Annotated in this window: 14 protein-coding genes and 1 pseudogene; 10 read left to right on the forward strand and 5 right to left on the reverse strand. The window is 63.0% G+C overall.

Annotated features, from left to right (window positions below; genetic code table 11):
- The first annotated feature begins 187 nt into the window (after positions 1–187).
- The 3 genes from ACIPO9_RS11560 to ACIPO9_RS11570 are packed head-to-tail and all read left to right on the forward strand — an operon-like array spanning position 188 to position 4405.
- Positions 188–1723 carry a winged helix-turn-helix domain-containing protein gene (locus tag ACIPO9_RS11560; RefSeq protein ID WP_274130718.1) on the forward strand — a complete coding sequence of 512 codons (1536 nt, stop codon included), beginning with the start codon at positions 188–190 and terminating at the stop codon, positions 1721–1723.
- Positions 1724–1739: 16 nt separating this feature from the next.
- A complete protein-coding gene (locus ACIPO9_RS11565) occupies positions 1740–2354 on the forward strand; it encodes a response regulator transcription factor (protein WP_400607307.1) in 615 nt (204 codons plus the stop codon).
- Entirely contained in the window at positions 2351–4405 is a 2055-nt protein-coding gene (locus ACIPO9_RS11570; protein ID WP_400780957.1) for an ATP-binding protein, read from the forward strand. Before ACIPO9_RS11565 ends, ACIPO9_RS11570 begins: the two co-directional genes overlap by 4 nt.
- A gap of 287 nt (positions 4406–4692) precedes the next feature.
- Here ACIPO9_RS11570 and ACIPO9_RS11575 read toward each other — a convergent pair whose 3' ends face one another.
- Positions 4693–5409, reverse strand: coding sequence for a phosphohydrolase (locus tag ACIPO9_RS11575; RefSeq protein WP_400780959.1), 717 nt, complete (start codon positions 5407–5409; stop codon positions 4693–4695).
- 156 nt (positions 5410–5565) lie between these two features.
- Here ACIPO9_RS11575 and ACIPO9_RS11580 point away from each other — a divergent pair, with 156 nt between their 5' ends.
- The gene (locus ACIPO9_RS11580; RefSeq protein WP_400780962.1) at positions 5566–6069 is read left to right on the forward strand and encodes a helix-turn-helix domain-containing protein; all 504 of its coding nucleotides are present in this window, start codon (positions 5566–5568) and stop codon (positions 6067–6069) included.
- A 6-nt stretch (positions 6070–6075) separates the two neighbouring features.
- On the opposite strand, the gene ACIPO9_RS11585 is transcribed toward ACIPO9_RS11580, so the two are convergent.
- A complete protein-coding gene (locus tag ACIPO9_RS11585) occupies positions 6076–7395 on the reverse strand; it encodes an OprD family porin (RefSeq protein ID WP_400780964.1) in 1320 nt (439 codons plus the stop codon).
- 277 nt (positions 7396–7672) lie between these two features.
- Between ACIPO9_RS11585 and ACIPO9_RS11590 the strand changes: the two genes are divergently transcribed.
- The 4 genes and pseudogenes from ACIPO9_RS11590 (at position 7673) to ACIPO9_RS11605 (ending at position 11530) form a co-directional block, all read left to right on the forward strand.
- Complete coding sequence (locus ACIPO9_RS11590) at positions 7673–8593, forward strand: LysR family transcriptional regulator (RefSeq protein ID WP_274130726.1); 921 nt, start codon at positions 7673–7675, stop codon at positions 8591–8593.
- A 1148-nt stretch (positions 8594–9741) separates the two neighbouring features.
- A pseudogene (locus ACIPO9_RS11595) lies at positions 9742–10095 on the forward strand (phage infection protein); the annotation flags it as partial.
- Between the two features lie 466 nt (positions 10096–10561).
- Entirely contained in the window at positions 10562–10915 is a 354-nt protein-coding gene (locus tag ACIPO9_RS11600; RefSeq protein ID WP_400780967.1) for a hypothetical protein, read from the forward strand.
- Positions 10916–10981: 66 nt separating this feature from the next.
- A complete protein-coding gene (locus ACIPO9_RS11605) occupies positions 10982–11530 on the forward strand; it encodes a hypothetical protein (RefSeq protein ID WP_274130728.1) in 549 nt (182 codons plus the stop codon).
- Between the two features lie 37 nt (positions 11531–11567).
- On the opposite strand, the gene ACIPO9_RS11610 is transcribed toward ACIPO9_RS11605, so the two are convergent.
- Complete coding sequence (locus ACIPO9_RS11610) at positions 11568–12458, reverse strand: LysR family transcriptional regulator (RefSeq protein WP_400780969.1); 891 nt, start codon at positions 12456–12458, stop codon at positions 11568–11570.
- Positions 12459–12610: 152 nt separating this feature from the next.
- Between ACIPO9_RS11610 and ACIPO9_RS11615 the strand changes: the two genes are divergently transcribed.
- Positions 12611–14002: an aldehyde dehydrogenase family protein gene (locus tag ACIPO9_RS11615; RefSeq protein WP_274130730.1), complete on the forward strand. Its 1392-nt coding sequence runs from the start codon at positions 12611–12613 to the stop codon at positions 14000–14002.
- Between the two features lie 85 nt (positions 14003–14087).
- On the opposite strand, the gene ACIPO9_RS11620 is transcribed toward ACIPO9_RS11615, so the two are convergent.
- A complete protein-coding gene (locus ACIPO9_RS11620; protein WP_274130731.1) occupies positions 14088–14258 on the reverse strand; it encodes a hypothetical protein in 171 nt (56 codons plus the stop codon).
- Positions 14259–14268: 10 nt separating this feature from the next.
- Between ACIPO9_RS11620 and ACIPO9_RS11625 the strand changes: the two genes are divergently transcribed.
- Complete coding sequence (locus ACIPO9_RS11625) at positions 14269–15543, forward strand: MFS transporter (RefSeq protein WP_274130732.1); 1275 nt, start codon at positions 14269–14271, stop codon at positions 15541–15543.
- Between the two features lie 154 nt (positions 15544–15697).
- Here the strand turns inward: ACIPO9_RS11625 and ACIPO9_RS11630 are convergent, their stop codons facing one another.
- The gene (locus ACIPO9_RS11630) at positions 15698–17788 is read right to left on the reverse strand and encodes an EAL domain-containing protein (protein ID WP_274130733.1); all 2091 of its coding nucleotides are present in this window, start codon (positions 17786–17788) and stop codon (positions 15698–15700) included.
- Positions 17789–17855 lie beyond the last annotated feature (67 nt).

The following is a 17855-nucleotide window of genomic DNA, read 5'->3' on the forward strand; positions in this document are numbered from 1 at the left end:
GCTCGCGGCTCCATTACCTGCCGGTAACTACCCCTACAGGTAATATCCATGTTCATGTTTTGCTGGTTAGATAGGCACTGAATGAGAATGGATCAGCTGCGTTGCAACCGGCTCGCGGGCGTCTGCCCGTGGCTGTGTTCAGCGGTTCAGGGGCGTGCTTATCCACTTAAAGGACTGTGTGAACAACATGATCAGTGTCGGTCAGGCTACCGTCTCCCTGGAGTCGCGAGACGTTTTCAAAGACGGCGTTGCCCTGCGCATTGGCACTCGCGCGTTCGATATCCTTGAGCTGCTGGTACGCCATCAGGGGCATCTGGTGACCAAGGAGCAGATCCTGGAGCAGGTCTGGCCGGACACGGTGGTCGAGGAAAACAATCTGCAGGTGCACATCTCGGCCTTGCGCAAGGCGCTGGGCAGTGATCGCGACCTGATCCGCACGGTGCCGGGGCGCGGCTATCTGTTGCTGGCGGGCGAGTGCAGCGGTGGCGACGGGACGCCGCCGTCCCCGGCCAACCCCGTGCAACCGCCTTCTTTCAGCAACATCCGGCTGCCGGCCGCCGTCGAACTGGTGGGGCGCCAGGCGCTGCTCGCTGAGATCGACACCGCGCTGAGCGATTCTGCAGCGTTGGTCACACTGATCGGCCCCGGCGGTGTGGGCAAGACCAGCCTTGCCGTGGCCTTGGGCAGGCAACGGTTGGAGACGGGCTCCATGCCTGTCTGCTTCGTGCCCTTGGCGCAGTTGCAATGCCGCGAATCAGTGGCCCGGGCGCTGGGCACTGCGCTGGTGGTCGAGCGCCTGCAACCCGAACTGCTGCAGCAGGCGCTGATCGAACATCTGGAACGCAACCCTGGGCTGATCATCTTCGATAACTGCGAGCACCTCATCGATCAGGTGGCCGAGCTTGCGCAAACCCTGCTGCTGGCCGTGCCGTCGGTGCGCATCCTGGCCACCAGCCGCGAGCCGTTGCGCATCGCCGGCGAGCGCAGCCTGCGGGTGCCACCGCTGACATCCCCCGGACCTGAAGCCGGCCGCGAGGCGATTCTGGGCAGCGGTTCGGCGCAACTGTTCATGCGTCACTGGCGCTCGCTGGATTGCCAGATCGCCGCCACCCCGGATGCCGAGCTGGATGATTACAGCGTCGAGCTGGTGGGCGAAGTCTGCCGTCGTCTGGACGGTATTCCGCTGGCGCTCGAGATGGCGGCCGCACGGGCGTGCGCCCTGGGCCTGTTCCAGTTGATTCAAAGCCTGGACGACAGCGTCCATTTGCTGTCAGCCAGCCTGCGCACCGCGCCGCCGCGTCAGCAAACCCTGCAATCATCACTGGCCTGGAGCTATCGTCTGCTCAATCAGGAGGAACGCACGGTGCTGCGGCTGCTGGCCGATCTGGACGGGCGTTTCACCCTCGATCAGGCCTGCACGGCGCTCGAATGCGCAACCCTGGGCCGTGCCTGCATCATGGATTGCATGGTGCGCCTGGCGACCAAATCGATGCTGATGGTCACGGCGCAAGGGCCGTTCCGCTTCTACCGGATGCTCAGCGCAACCCGCGCCTGCCTGCGCACCGGTCATTTGCACGAGCTGGAAGGCCAGACGCTGCGGCCCGACCCATACACCTTTGATCCGCCCGCGACCCTGGCAAGCCTGCAGTCGGTTCGCGCTGTGCCAAGCGGCCCCGACGGGTATCATGCCCGGCATCAGAAAGCATTGGCGGCTGCCCGCTGAACCGACGGAAGCATTTATGAGAGCGACACCCAGGGTGTATGTGGTCGACGACGACGCGGCCATTCGCACTGCGCTGATGCGCCTGCTGAGCTCCGAAGACATCGCCTGCAGCGCCTTCGACAGCGCCGAGGCATTTCTTGCGCAGCCGGTGGAGGACGCACCCACCTGCCTGTTGCTGGACGTCAACCTGGCCCAGGGCACGGGGTTCGACCTGCAGGATGAACTGCTCGCCCGGGGCCTGCATTTCCCGATCATCTTCATGACCGGCTACGGCACCATCGCCATGTCGGTAAAGGCCATCAAGGCCGGTGCCCACGAATTCCTCACCAAGCCCTTCGAGCCCGAACAACTGCTGGACCTGGTGCGCGAGGCGCTGGCCAATGACGCCGCCAATCTGTCCGAGCGATGCCTGACCAGCACCGTACGCGAGCGCTTCAATACCCTCACTCCGCGGGAGAAAGAGGTCATGGCACTGCTGGTCACCGGCCGGATGAACAAGCAGATCGCCGTGGAGCTGGGCACCAGCGAAGTCACGGCCAAGGTCCACAAGAAGCACGTCATGACCAAGATGTGCGCGCGCAATGTCATCGAGTTGCTGAAGATGCACGAGCGTCTGGAAGTTGTCGCGTGACGAACCGTTCCCGCGGGGCGGCCCAGCCGCTGACGCTGTTGTCGGGCGTCGAGAGCCCGATGCTGGTGCTCAGCGATCCGTCCGCTCAGCCCTTGTATGTGCGGGCCGACGAACCGTTCTCCGTGGAGCGCTTTCTGGATATCGCCATCGGTGCAGCAGCGGCGTTGTCCCAGGCCCATGTCAGCGGCCTGCTGCATAGGGATATCAAGCCTGGCAATCTGCTCGAAGGCGCCGATGGAGTGGTGCGCCTGACCGGCTTCGGGTTGAGTGTGCAGGCCCATCCGTCCGGGCACATGCCGGTGTCCGATTCGATCTGCGGCACCCTGGCGTACATGTCGCCGGAGCAGTCGCGCAAGGTCGAGCGGCGTGCCGACCAGCGCAGCGATCTCTACTCGCTGGGCATGACATTCTACGAGTGGCTGACCGGGCGCCTGCCGTTCGAGGCCCGCGATGCCGTGGAGTGGGTGTACTGCCACATCGCACGCCAGCCCACAGCCTTGAACCTTTATCGGGGGGACATCCCGCCAGTGCTCTCGCAACTGGTGTTCAAGCTGATCGCCAAGAACCCCGATGAGCGCTACCAGAGCGCCGCCAGCCTGCTGGCCGACCTGCGCACCTGCCGCTGCCAGTGGCGGCAGTTCCAGGACATTCCCGAACTGACCCTGGGCGAGTCGGCGGGGGATCCGGTTGCGCACCGACCCGCGCTGTGCGCACGGCTGTCCGATGAGGAAGTGGCGGTTGTCTCGCGCACCTCCATCAGCATTCCCGGCGGGCAGGACACCCTGGATTTGTCTTCGGTGATGAAGGCCGCCCAGGCCCTGAGCGAGGAAACCGATCAGGACCGGCTGATCGAAATGCTCATGAGCACCACCATGATCCACGCCGGGGCGCAGCGAGCGCTGCTGATGCTGGTCAAGAACGATGCGCCGCAGATCTGCGCACTGGGCCAGGGCGATGACACCGGGCTGCAGATCGAGCTCACGCAGATGGTCCCCACCAAGCTGCACTTGCCGCTGTCGATCCTGTATCGGGTGATGCGCACCCATCAGCGTCTGTTGATCGATGATGTGCGGGCGGATGCCTATTTCGGCGCCGATGAGTACCTCAAGGACCAGGAGGTGCGTTCGGCGGTCTGCCTGCCGTTGCTCAAGCAGCGCCGGCTGATCGGCGTGCTGTATCTGGAAAACAACCTGACGCCTGGGGTGTTCACGGCCAGCCGGGCAGGGGTGCTGGAGCTGTTGGCAGGGCAGGCGGCGACTTCGCTGGAAACCGCCCGCCTGCATGACCAGTTGCTGCGGGAAAACGCCCGCCGTCAGGACATTGAAACCGCGCTGCGCACTGCCCGGGCAAGGCTTGCCCAGGTGTCCCAGGCGACGATGATGGGCGAACTGGCGGCCTCCATCGCTCACGAGATCAACCAGCCGCTGGCATCCATGGTGTCCAACGCCGCGGCCAGCCTGCGCTGGCTCAATCGCGAGACGCCGCGGATCGGCGAGGCGCTATCGGGCCTGCACGACATCGTCCAGGACGGCAAGCGCGCCGGAGACATCGTCAGGGCCTTGCAGTCACTGGCGCGCCAGGATGCGCAGCACCGTCGCGCGCTGCAGATCAACGACGTGATCCGCCATGTGGTTGCGCTGACCCAGGCGGAAGGCGAGCAGCAACGGGTGCTGATGACCACCGACCTGACCCGCTCGCCGCTGCAGGTGATGGGCTCCAGCGTGCAGTTGCAGCAGGTGGTGTTGAACCTGATCGTCAATGCGCTTGAGGCGATGAGTCCTGGCGATCATGTATTGCGCCGGTTGTCGATTGCCAGCCATGCCGTGGCGGAGGAGTACCTGGTGGTCAGCGTGGAAGACACCGGCCCCGGCGTCGAGGCCGAGCACCTGGGCAAGGTGTTCAACGCATTCTTCACCACCAAGGACAAAGGCATGGGCATGGGCCTTGCGATCTGCCGCACCATCATCCACGCCCACGGCGGGCAGTTGTACGTGATGCCCGCGCGGTTTGGCGGGACGACCTTCGTGTTTACCTTGCCAGCGGCGGCGTAGCAGCCCGGCTTGCCGGCGTCGGTGATTTCAAGTCCGCCATCGCGGGCAAGCGCGCTCCTACAGGTTGAGGTGTCCGGCCGATATCGTTCATCCAACCCAATCCCGTAGCAGTCCGGCTTGCCGGCGTCGGCGATCTTGAGGACGCCCCCGCCGGCAAGCCGTGCTGCTACGGACCGGAGCCAAACACATACTGTGCGAACACCCCAATCCCCGTAGCAGCCGGGCTTGCCCGCGGGAGCGATCTTGAGGACGCTACGCCGGCAAGTCGGACTGCTACGGGCTCGGAATCACGGCCAGCGCGCATCCAGTAGCTGTTTGCAGAATCCGTCCACTTTCATCTGCCGGTCATGAAACGTCAGCACATCGGCGTTCACCGTCCCCGAGGTACTTTGCGGGCGATGCATCTGGCCCAGCGCCAGGGTGTGTAGCAACTTGACCTTGAAGCCAGGCTCATGGGGCAGGGCACTGAGGATTCGCGCCAGCGTATCGGGGCACAGCGTCTGGCAATGACGGCCCAGCAGATCGGCCTCCACCGCAGTAGCCAGCAGCGCGGTCAGTGCCGGTTTGTGCCGGGCGATTCCGGGCGTGGTGTGCAGGGCGATCGCATCCCAGACCCCGTCGATGTCCTCGTGGGAGCGCCCGAACCCGCGCAGGAATTCCGCCGCCGCATCCGCGCTGTCCACCTCGAAGCGCCGTTGCGAGTGTCGGTAGAGCGCCGTCACGCCAATGCGCAGAAACAGCGCGCCGACGTACAGCAATTCCGGGCTGTAACGCAATTCTCGTCCCTGACCCAGCAGGCTCGCGAACACAAAGGTACGCAGGGCCGAATCGAACAGCAGCCCGGACTGGGTGTCGCGCATCAGCTCGGTCGCCGCGCGTGCCATCGCGCTGTTGGGGATCGAGACGCCAGCTATGTATCGGGTGGTCACTTGCATCCCTCGCAGCGAACCTGCCTCGGAAAACTGACCATAGCGCTGAGCGCCATGAACGTCTTTGTTGCGCACCTGAAAAGTTCTGAAAGCGTCTGCAACGGGCCCTTGAGACGGGTGGCGTTATTAACCATTCAGAACATTTAATGCCTCAGGAAGGACTTTAAGGTGGTGCCCGCCCAGACTCCATGAACCGCCCTGGTAAGCTGGAGAGCCCGAAAATTGAACGCCATGAACCCTTCACAGTTTCGCTCGCTGCTGGCCTCCATGCGTTCACTGCTGGGCAGTGAGCAGGAGTTGCTGGACCAGGTCGTTCACGAGCTGTCGGTGTATCTGAATCCGGTCGACGAACAGCCCGAACCTGACGCCTCGGCCGACCGCGTGGCGCTGTCGCCCTGGCAGGAACGCCGCGCCAAGGAGTTGATGACCAGCCAGATGGACAAGGGCCTGTCGATTGCCCAGGTTGCCAATGAGTGCTCCCTGTCGCGTAGCCATTTTTCCCGCGCCTTCAAGAAAAACACCGGCCTGTCCCCCCGTGACTGGTACCTGCAACTGCGCCTGGACAAGGCCAAGGGCCTGCTCGGCGATTCGGCGCTGACCATCTCGCAGATCAGCCTGGATTGCGGCTTTGCCGATCAATCCCATTTCACCCGGGTGTTCACCCGCGAGGTGGGTATCACCCCGTTCAACTGGCGCCGCTCCATGGCTGGGGCGCCAGCTTGCTGCGCGCAGTGATCGGGCTTACTTGAGCAGGTCCAGCGGGTACTCCACCACGATATACAACCGGTCGATATCGTCGCCGCCCTGAGCTGCGTTACCCCGGTGAGCGACGTGGGAAAGGTTCAGCGACAGGTCCTTGGCCGGACCCGACTGCACCACGTATTTCACATCGATATCCCGCTCCCAGTGGCGCCCGCCCTGGCCCTGGATCGGCTGATACCGCCCCGTCACCTCATCGAACGGTTGATAGACCGCACCCTGTGGCGCGTGGGTGCCGTCGATCTGGCTGCCGCGCACGTAGCGGGTCATGAACTTGAGCCCCGGCACGCCGAATGCACTGGCGTCCAGGTCATAACGCAGCTGCCAGGACTGTTCGTGGGCGCCGTTGAAGTCGGCGTACTTGATCGAGTTGGCGAGGTAGATCGAGTCGCCACCGACGAAATCGAACGGCGTGTCGCCATCTATCTTCTGCCAGCCCAGGGTGAACGCCTGGACGCCCACGCTGTACCGCGCCGAGAGGCTGTAGGCGGTGTTGTCGATTGCGCCACCGCGGGCGCTGCCCTGATCCAGGGTGCGGTACAGATTGCTGTCCAGCAGCAGGGCACTGTTGTCCGAAAGCACGTTCAGGTAGTGCAGGTTGCCGTAGTACTGGCGCCAGGTGTCGGTCAGTTGCGAGGCGTAGACCGAACCGCCCAGCGGTTCCTTGCCGGTGGTTTCGACACCCGCCAGGCTGATGGAGCGACCCCGTGTGCTGGCGCCGTATCCGTCGAAGTCGCCTCTGGACGTCGAGGCATTCTGATTCCTGAACGCGTTGAAGTGCCCGGCCACCAGCTTCAGACCGTCGATGTCTCGGCTGTCGAGCAGCAGGCCCGTCGCATACTCGGGTTGCAGGCGTTTGTCGCCAGTGTCGAAAACTGGCGTCTCGACTTCCATTTCGCCCACTTTCAGGGTGGTCTTCGACAGCCGCAGTTTCAGCGCGGCGCCGGCATCGGAATAGTCGCTCTCGGCACGGCCGTCGCTGTCCAGCGGCAGCAGCCCGGCACCTGCATGGCCGCGCCCGCCATCAAGCTTCAGGCCATAGAAGCCATGGGCGTCGACACCCACGCCCAGGGTGCCTTGGGTGAAGCCCGAGTGCAGGTTGGCGATAAAGCCCTGGGCCCATTCCTGGCGATAACTCTGGTCCCGTTGCCCGGTTCGGTAGTCGTTTTGCAGGAAGAAATTACGCGACAGGACGTCAAGCGAGGTGTCGGCCAGAAAGCCATGTTCATCGTCGGTGGCGGCCATAAGGTCAGGGGAGATGGCGACCAGCGCCAGGGTCAGAACGGATAAGCGGCTTGCCATGGATCGGCCTTATTCAGAGAGCGAAAGCAGGGTGCCACTCTGTCAGGCATCGGCGATGCTTGAATTGATGCGCTGTGCTGATTTTAGTCAGTCAGTGCTGTGCAGCGATCCGGGGGCGTTTTCAAAGCGCACATTCGTTCAATTCCTCACGCGGCTAGGCGTGTATACCTGCGCAGGCTGGTTCGCGAAAATCCCGGTTCAACGACGCCGTTGCAAAGGATATGCTCATGCCCGCTCGCCGCTTCGGCATCCTCCACGCTGACCACGGAATGACTCAATGAATCGCAACGACCTGCGCCGCGTCGACATGAACCTGCTGGTGATCTTCGAAGCCCTGATGTTCGAACGCAACCTGACGCGGGTGGCCGAGAAACTGTTCATGGGCCAGCCGGCGATCAGCGCGGCTCTGGCGCGGTTGCGCGACCTGTTCGACGACCCGTTGCTGCTGCGCAACGGCCGGGCCATGGAGCCCACCGCGCGGGCGCTGGACATTCTCAAGGAACTCAAGCCTGCGCTGGATACCATTTCCGGTGCGGTGAGCCGCGCCAAGGAGTTCGATCCCTCAACCAGTTGCGACATCTTCCGCATCGGGCTCTCGGACGACGCCGAGTTCGGGCTGTTTCCGCCGCTGCTGACCCGGCTGCGGGAAGAGGCGCCGGGGATCATCGTGGTGGTGCGTCGGGCCAACTTCCTGTTGATGCCGGCACTGCTGGCCTCGGGAGAGATTTCGGTCGGCATCAGCTACACCACCGAATTGCCGGCCAACGCCAAGCGCAAGAAACTGCGGGATATCGGCGTCAAGGTGCTGCGCGGCGACAAGCGTCCGGGCACGCTGACGCTGGATGATTACTGCGCAAGGCCGCACACCATGGTGTCGTTCTCGGGGGACCTGTCGGGCAACATCGACCTGGACCTGGCCAAGGTCGGGCGGGCGCGCAAGGTTGTGGTGGCGGTGCCGCAGTTCAGTGGCTTGCGGGCGTTGCTGGCGGGCACGGAGCTGATTGCCACGGTCCCGGATTATGCCGCCTGTGCCTTGGTGGAAGGCTGTGCGCTACGCGCTGAAGATCCGCCGTTCGCCATCGAGCCTGCTGAGCTGTCGATGGTCTGGAGCGGCGTCCATGACAACGATCCGGCCGAACGCTGGTTGCGTTCGCGAATCACCGAATTCATGTCCCAGGAAACTCGGCCAATGCCGTGAGCCTCCCGGCATTCGCTGGGGCTTAGATATGTTCGGAAACAGTCGCTGCGTTGACCAGGTCGTACAGGGCAAATGCACGGTTGACCAGGAACACGGTCACGACGGAGAGGACGGCAGCGTTAATCAGGTGGATGGTCATGGCGATGGTCCTTTGAGCTGAATGGGGGATGAGCAAGTGATGGCGCGATGTTACGCGACCCCCTGGAAAGCTGAAGACAATCGTCTTTATGGTCGTCATTAACGGTAATGATGGAAGGGCGCAGCGGCTCTGGAACGCCGTCCCGTAGCAGCCCGGCCGGGCGGCGCTCCGCTTGCCGGCGGGGCGGTATGTCTTTGAGAAACAACTCGCCTGGCACACCGCTCCCGCCGGCAAGCCGTGCTGCTACGGTCCGTGTGACATCAACTATTGTTACCGAAACTAAACCAATCGCCCGAACATCAATTAGCGCCAACTTGCACAATCGTGCTTTTCCATGGCGCTCGTCGAACTAATGGCGAACTAGCGGCTCGAAAATCTTGTGGTGAAAACCCTCCACCACCCGGCGGATTGTCCCGCAATCACGGGCACGAACCGCTCTTTGGGACTACGCTGAACCCGTGCATCCAAACAGCGTTATCACCGCGTGCCATTTAGCGTGGTGTGTTAGCGGGTTGGCCGAGTGCGCGACTCAGGGAAGTTATCGTCGTTCGTTGTCAAATAACGGTCTTTCATTGGTTCAGGAAAGCAACCCCGGGCATTTCGCTCGCATCAACCGACATGACATCTGGAGCAATCGGTTATGAAGAGACAATTGATTATGGGCCTGACGGTTTCCGTGCTGGCTCTGGGTGTGTCCGCTGCATGCGCGGCCGACGAAGTGAAGGACAGCAAGACTGTCGCCGAGTACGGTTCGGAGAAAGTCGGACCGAACCGGACGGCATCCGACGGTGCGGACCATGTCGGCGCCAACGCAACGGCCTCCGATGGCGCGGATAATGTTGGTGCCAACCGCATGGCCTCGGACGGCGCGGATAATGTTGGTGCCAACCGCATGGCTTCTGACGGCGCGGATAAAGTCGGTGCCAATCGTGTGGCGGCCGATGGCGCAGACAAGGTCGGTGCCAATCGTGTGGCTTCTGATGGCGCAGACAAGGTCGGTGCCAATCGTGTGGCTTCTGATGGCGCAGACAAGGTCGGTGCCAATCGTGTGGCTGCCGATGGCGCAGACAAGGTCGGTGCCAATCGTGTAGCGGCTGATGGCGCAGATAAGGTCGGTGCCAATCGTGTGGCTGCCGATGGCGCAGACAAGGTCGGTGCCAATCGTGTGGCTGCTGATGGCGCAGACAAGGTCGGTGCCAATCGCGTTGCAGCCGATGGCGCAGACAAGGTCGGTGCCAATCGTGTGGCGGCCGATGGCGCAGACAAGGTCGGTGCCAATCGTGTGGCTGCCGATGGCGCAGACAAGGTCGGTGCCAATCGTGTGGCGGCTGATGGCGCAGACAAGGTCGGTGCCAATCGCGTAGCGGCCGACGGTGCCGATCACGTAGGTGCCAATTCGGTCGCTGCCAATGGCCAACCCGAGCGCGGCCTGGCCTCCGATGGCTCCGACAAGACAGGCGCCAATCGCACCGCCAACCAACTGGACCACATGAACTTCCGTGAAGTGGCCGGTGAGATGGATTACGACAGACTCACCAAGTAATCACCTCAAGCAAACCAGCGGTCATCCCGGATTCTGTCGGGGTGACCGTTTTTTTTGCCCGGTAGAAGGGCTGGCGGATGATTGACGTCAAAGTGCTGGCTGTTTACTATCGCCGCCATTGAATGATGTCACTGCGCCACTGCAAGGATGCTTCGTGAATCCCTCCAGCTCAACATCTGCTTCGACCTTGTCCGCCGGTATGAGCGGGCATCCAGCCAAGGCTTTCCGGTTGAAACAGATTCTGCTCGTTACGTTTCTGGTACTCATGACAGTGCCAGCAGGAAAGGTGCTTTTTTCCTGGCGCCTGGACCCGAGCACCCGGGAAAAACTCGAACGGGCGGTGCAGGTTCTGAACAAGAACGCGCCCATGATGCTCGATGAAGTCACCCGCCTGGACGGCGCTGACCTCGTCGAAGGGCAGCAGATCGAGATGCGCTTCGCCCTGCCGGACGACGTGGTTCCAGCGGACTATCGCGGGCAGTTCGAGCAGGTGATGCGCAAGTCGGTGTTGGGCAATGCCTGCAGCACGGCGTTGTATCTCGATTTGCTCAAAGGCGGCGCCCGGATCGGTTACTCCTACCGGGATTCGACCGGCGAGGTGGTTTCTCACTTCCAGGTCACCCGCGCCGATTGCCTGTAGCGCTCAGGCAACACCGTATCGAAGTGGTCGGCAGGGTCGTCTGCCGTGTTTCCAAATGAGGAAGTCATGTACAAAGCGATAGGAAGTCTGACGCTGCTCGGGGCGGTTTTGCTGGCCGGGTGCACAACGCCACTGGACAAGGCAACCGTATATTACGATCGCGCAGGCTATGCGGCCCAGGTGGCCAGCCAGAATCCTGAAATTGTCAAACCGGTTCTCCAGCATGGTCGCTGCAACGTGGTGGTCGCAACACCGGGCTCGAATGTCGGCGGGATGAGTTTCTGCACCTATGCGCTTACCGACGATGGCTTGTCGGTGTTGGGCTGGGATGCCAAGACCCTGCATTACACCGAGATCGTCCAGCTCAAATGGACGGACCTGAAGGCCGTCAGCCTGGAAAACTTCGGCCTGACCCGGCAGGTGCAGTTCGTCGAGGCGCAGCGCCAGACCGGGCTCAGCGCGATCATCGACGATGGTGGCTATGTCGACCGCGATTCGACCCAGAAGCTGTTCGATTACGCCAAGGGCAAGGGCATCCACATCGTCGAGGCCGATGGCCTGATGAAGGGGCCTCAGGCCCCGACGACCTTCGTCCCCATCATCATTCCACGCTAGGTCCAGGCCTGGGCCTGTCGGCGGGCAGCGATGGCCTTCACACAGCCTCGTCAGCGGACCGGGGCTGTCCCACCGTTTTCTGTACCAGCTCGATGAACGCGTTGAGCGCCGGTGTGCGCACGCCCCGGCGCCAGGTCAGCCAGATATTGAGGTAGCGAAACGCCTCGCTGAGCGGATAGGCGTTGACGTTGCGGCAACCGGGCATGCTTTCGAGCATGCTGCGCGGCACCATCGCCACCCCGGCACCTGCGGTGACGCAAGCGAGCATGCCGTGGTAGGACTCCATCTCGAAGATCTTGCCGGGGGTCGCCATGTCGGCCTTGAACCACTCCTCGAAGTGCCGCCGATAGGAGCAGTTCTGGCGAAAGGCGTAGACCGTCTTGCTGCTGACGTCCCGGGCGCGGCTCACCGGCTCGTGGGTGGCCGCAGTAATCAGCAGCATTTCTTCCTCGAACAGCTCGATGCCTTCCAGTTCCGGGTGGCGCAGCGGGCCGTCGACGAACGCCGCGCTCAACCTACCCGACAGCACGCCATCGATCATGTCGCCCGAAGGGCCCGTGGACAGATCCAGCTCGACCTTGGGGTAGTGCTGGTGGAAGTCGGCGAGCAGGGAAGGGATGCGCACCGCCGCCGTGCTTTCCATCGACCCCAGGGAGAACACGCCCTGGGGCTCAGTGCCGGAAGTGGCCTGGCGGGCTTCTTCCACCAGCTCCAGGATGCGCTTGGTGTAGTCCAGAAAGGTCCATCCGGTGGCCGAGAGGCGCAGACGCAGTTTCTCGCGGATGAACAGATCCACCCCCAGTTCCTGTTCCAGTTGCTTGATGCGCGTGGTCAGGTTGGAGGGTACGCGGTGCAGGCGCTGGGCGGCGGCGGTGATGCTGCCTTCTTCGGCGATGGCCTTGAACAGTTCGAGTTGGGTCAGGTCCATGGGCGTCTCGTGTTCTTTCTCGATTAGAGAATGTATTTTTGATAATTATTCATTATCACAAATTTCAGCGAGAGATTATCGTGGCCCCAAGACTTCAGCAACGGGCGTCTGCCCGGCGGCGAAGGTCAACCGTCATCAGGAGGCTTTTGATTATGTCGAAACACGCATCCCCCACCCACGCCATCTCCTTGAACCCAGCCACCGGCGAGGTGTTTGCCGAGTATCCGTTCGAAAGCGCAGCCGATCTTGAGCAAACCCTCAGCCGCTCCGCCGCCGCCTTCAAGGCCTGGCGCAAGGAGCCTGTGAGCGTGCGCGCCGAGCAACTGCGCAAGGTCGCCAAGGCGCTGCGCCAGAATGCCGAAGCGCTGGCGCAGATGATGACCGCTGAAATGGGCAAGCCGATTGTCCAGGCCCGTGGCGAAGTCGAAAAAACCGCAGCCACCTGCGACTGGTACGCCGAACACGGCCCGGCCATGCTGGCGCCGGAAAAGACTCCGGTGGAAAACGACAAGGCCTACATCGATTACCTGCCGCTGGGTCCGATCCTGACCGTCATGCCGTGGAACTTCCCGATCTGGCAGGTGATGCGCGGCGCGATTCCGATGATCCTGGCGGGCAACACCTACGTGCTCAAGCACGCGCCGAACGTCATGGGCAGTGCTTATCTGCTGCGTGATGCCTGGGCTGAGGCCGGCTTGCCGGAGGGCGTGTTCGAGGTCATCAACGTCACCAACGAAGGCGTTTCCAGTGCCATCGCCGATCCGCGCATCGCAGCGGTCGCGGTCACCGGCAGCGTGCGTGCAGGCTCGGCGATTGCTGCGCAGGCCGGTGCGGCGTTGAAGAAGTGCGTGCTGGAACTGGGTGGCTCGGATCCGTTCATCGTGCTGGCCGATGCTGACCTCGACGAGGCGGTGAAGGCCGCTGCGGTCGGCCGTTACCAGAACAGCGGGCAGATCTGCGTGGCCGCCAAGCGGATCATCGTCGAAGAAAGCGTGCTCCCGGCCTTCACCGAGAAGTTCGTGGCGGCGGTCAAGGCGCTGAAAATGGGCGATCCGACTGTGGACGAGAATTACATCGGCCCGATGGCCCGTTATGACCTGCGGGACGAGCTGCACGATCAGGTGCAGAAGACCCTCGGCGAAGGCGCCACCCTGCTGTTGGGCGGCGACAAGCTGGCGGGCGAGGGTAACTACTACCCGCCAACCATTCTGGCCAACGTCCGCCCGGGCATGACCTCCTTCAAGGAAGAGCTGTTTGGCCCGGTGGCGTCCCTGATCGTTGCCCGTGATGCCGACCACGCGGTGGAACTGGCCAACGACAGCGAGTTCGGCCTGGCCGGCAGTGTCTGGACTGCCGATGTGGAACTGGCCCGCGACATCGCTGCGCGTCTGGAGACCGGCGGCGTGTTCATCAATGGCTACACCGCCTCCGATGCCCGCGTGCCGATTGGTGGCGTGAAGAAGAGCGGTTTCGGTCGAGAGCTGTCGCACTTCGGCATCCGCGAGTTCTGCAACGCGCAAACCGTGTGGCTGGATCGCCGCTAATCCTGTCTGATTCAGACTCGTAGCAGCACGGCTTGCCGGCGGGGCGATCTAAAAATCACCACCGCCGGCAAGCCTTGTGGCCACATCAATACCCCTTGCCCACGCCGACTATCGGCTTGCCGACCGATGTGTCGAAATTCTTCCTGCCGGCGTCTTCAACAGCGCCATCTTGCCCGCTAAGATGCGCGCCCTGCGTTGCCCGCTGCACAATTCCAATAAAGCCCCCGCCAGCAACGATACCTTTCTGTTTGTCCACTGAGGTCGTTATGTCTGTGCAATTGCTGTCCATGGCGCTGGCTCCGCTATTGGGTCTGTTTATCATGAGCATCAGCAGCGCGCTGATGTCGTCGCTGACGACATTGCGCCTGGATGCCATGGGTTTCTCCGCGACGATGGTAGGGGTGGTGTCGTCGGCTTATTTCATCGGCCTGACCCTAGGCTCGATCTTCAACGAGCGCCTGATTTCCCGCATTGGCCATATTCGTGCCTACAGCTGCTTCGCCGCTTTGATCGCGGTGACCATTTCGCTGCAAGGCCTGTGCAGCGATCCGTGGATCTGGTCGGCCCTGCGCCTGATCAACGGCTGGGCCATCGTCGGTGTGTACCTGGTGGTGGAAAGCTGGCTGCTGCTGGTGGCTGAACCCAAGATTCGCGGGCGCCTGCTGGCGCTGTACATGATCGCGCTCTACAGCGCGGGCCTGCTGGGGCAACTGAGCCTGGGCACGGTGATGGGGGCGGGGCAGGATGTGCCGTTTACCATTGCGGCCATGCTGGCTTCGCTGTCGCTGGTGCCGATCGTGATGATTCCCAAGGTCACGCCGCTGGTGGAGCGCGCCGAGCCGTTGCATCCGGGCAAATTGCTGCGCATCACGCCGACCGGGGTCATGGGCTGCTTTGGTTCGGGCGTGGCCATTGCGGCGGTTTACACCTTGCTGCCGCTGTACCTGCAGAAGGTGGGGCTGAACGTGACGGAAGTCGGGCACATGATGGCTGCAGTGATTTTCGGCGCCATGGTGCTGCAATATCCGGTCGGGCGCTGGTCGGACCGCAAGGACCGCCAGACCGTGCTCATCATCCTGGGCGCAGCGTGCGCGGTGCTGTCGGTTGCCGCTGTGCTGTTGCCGCCTTCGGGCTGGCCGATGGTGCTGGTGATGTTCCTGCTCGGTGGCGGGGTGTTCGCGGTGTATCCAGTGGCGGTCAGTCATGCTGCCGACAGCGCGCCGGATGGCGCCCTGGTGCGGATGATCCAGGGCCTGCTGCTGATCAACTCGCTGGGTTCGGCGGTAAGCCCGATGGCGATTTCCCCGGTCATGACCTGGGCAGGGCCGTCAGGGCTGTTCTGGGCGTTTGCGGTCATCAACCTGGGGATGGTGGCGTTCTTCGTCTGGCGTCGTCGCGCGCACCCGGTGCCGGTGGCGTCCGCGCCGTTTGCCGCCGCCGCGCAGTATTCCGCGACCGGCGTCGAGTTGCGCATGACCGAGGACCTGGCCCATGCGGTGCAGGCCCATGAGGCCGATGAAGAGATGGCGAAGGCGGGGTAAGGCTTCAGGTCTGTATCGATCCTGACGTCGCCCCCGCCGGCAAGCCGTGCTGCTACGGACTGTGGTGCGGCGAATCGTTCTGTAGGAGCGCGCTTGCCCGCGACGGCGATCTCGATACCGCCGCGGCAAGCTGGACTGCTACGGTCAATCGAGACTAGTCGCTCACCGTCTCCAGGCGCTCTGCGGCGGGCATAGGCCGGCCAAAATAATACCCCTGGAAATGCGAGCAGCCCTCGCTGATCAACTGCTGCATCTGTTCGACAGTTTCGACCCCTTCGGCCGTGGTCTTGATCATCAGGCTGTTGCTCATGCCGGTGATCGCCCGCACGATGGCCAGCGCTTCCTTGCTGTTGGCCATTTCCCGCACGAACGACATGTCGATCTTGATCCGGTCGAACGGGAACGAGCGCAGGTAGCCCAGGGACGAGTAGCCAGTGCCGAAGTCATCCAGGGAAATCGCCACGCCCAGGGCCTTGAGCGCCCTCAGGGTGTTGACGTTCTCGTCGCTGTTTTCCAGCAACACCGATTCGGTGATTTCCAGCTCAAGCCGAGCTGGGGCCAGGCCCGAATCCGCCAGCGCCAGGGCAACGGCGTCGACCAGCCCGGGGTTGCTGAACTGCACCGGCGACAGGTTCACCGCCACGGTCTGCTCGGTGCCCCAGTTGGCCGCTTCCTGGCAGGCCAGGTTCAGCGCGCGGTTGCCCACCTCGTGAATGAGCCCGGTTTCTTCGGCCATGGGGATGAAGTCCATCGGCATGATCGCGCCCTTGGTGGGGTGCATCCAGCGCAGCAGCGCCTCGTAGCCTGAAATCTGCCCGCCGTTCTGGCTGACGATGGGCTGGTAGTGAAGTTGCAGGTGGCCAAAATGCAGCGCGGTGCGCAGGTCGGTTTCCATCGAACGACGGTAACGCGCCGCTTCGTCCAGTTGCGCGCGGAACCGCTCGAAGCGGTTGCGGCCGTTGCGCTTGGCTTCGTACAGGGCCATGTCGGCGTAGCCCATCAACTGCTCGGGTGTGTCGTGGTCGTCCGGCGAGAGGGCGATGCCGATGCTCACGCCCACCGAGCAGCTATGGCCTTCGATCAGGAAGGGCGGCCGCACGGCCTGGATCAGCCGTTGCGCCGTGAGTTCGGCAGCCTCGGCGGTGTCCAGTTCGGGCAACACCACCGCGAACTCGTCACCGCCCAGGCGGGCCAGGGTGTCGCGATCGCGCAGCTCGGAGCGCAGCCTGTTGCTCAGGGCGCGCAGCAGTTTGTCGCCAAAGCCGTGGCCCAGGGCATCGTTGATGTTCTTGAAGTCGTCCAGATCCAGGCACAGCGCGGCGGTCAGTTTTTCCGAACCTTGACCCTGGGCGAGGGTGGTCTTGAGGCGGTCATGGAACAGCACCCGGTTTGGCAGGCCGGTCAGGGCGTCGTGGTGCGCCATGTGATGGATTCTGGCGGTCGCGGCCAACTCCACGGTCACGTCCTCGGCCACGTACAGCACGTAATCGGTGGTGTTGCCGGGGTCGCGGTTGAGCACGGTGCGGCTTCTGAGCGTCTTGGGGCCCTTGTTGGTGCTGACCAGGGTTTCAGCGGTCCTGATGTCGCCTGCGCGCAGGTCGTCACCCATTTGCTGGTCCATATAGACCGCCACCTCGTGTGGGAGGCACTCACTGAGCATCTTGCCGACCATGGTGACGCCGCCCACCGACAGCAGCGCCTCGGCCTGCTGGTTGGCCAGCAGCACGCGGTGGGTCTGGGCGTCCTTTACGATGACGCTGGCCGGGATGTTGGAGATCACCGAATCGAGAAAGCGCGACAGCGATGCCATCTCCGCGCTGTATTGCTCGGCCAGCACCTTGGCTTCCAGCACTTGAAGTTCATTCTCGCGCCGTTCGCTGATGTCCCGGGTGATCTTGGCAAAGCCAATCAGGTTGCCCGCCGGATCACGGACCGCATCGATGACGACGTGGGCCCAGAACGATCCGCCATCCTTTTTCATGCGCCAACCCTGGGCTTCGAAGCGGCCGGTCTGGCGTGCGGTTTCCAGGTTCTGCCCCGGCTGGTCGCGGTCGCGCTCTTCCTGGCTGTAGAACACCGAGAAATGCTTGCCGACGATTTCAGCGCTGGTATAGCCCTTGGCCCGTTCTGCGCCCGGGTTCCAGTTGGCGACAATGCCCTCGGGGCTGAGCATGTAAATGGCGTAGTCCACGACACCCTGGATGAGCAGGCGGTACATGGCATCCGGGTCGTCGATCAACTGCATGAGAACCTCAGGGGAAACGGGTTGTGCTGGGCGAGGCCCTTCAATGTGATGGCATTGTGCCTTAAGG

The organism is Pseudomonas sp. NPDC090203 (genome assembly GCF_044746765.1).
Taxonomy (GTDB): Bacteria; Pseudomonadota; Gammaproteobacteria; order Pseudomonadales; family Pseudomonadaceae; genus Aquipseudomonas; species Aquipseudomonas putida_AD.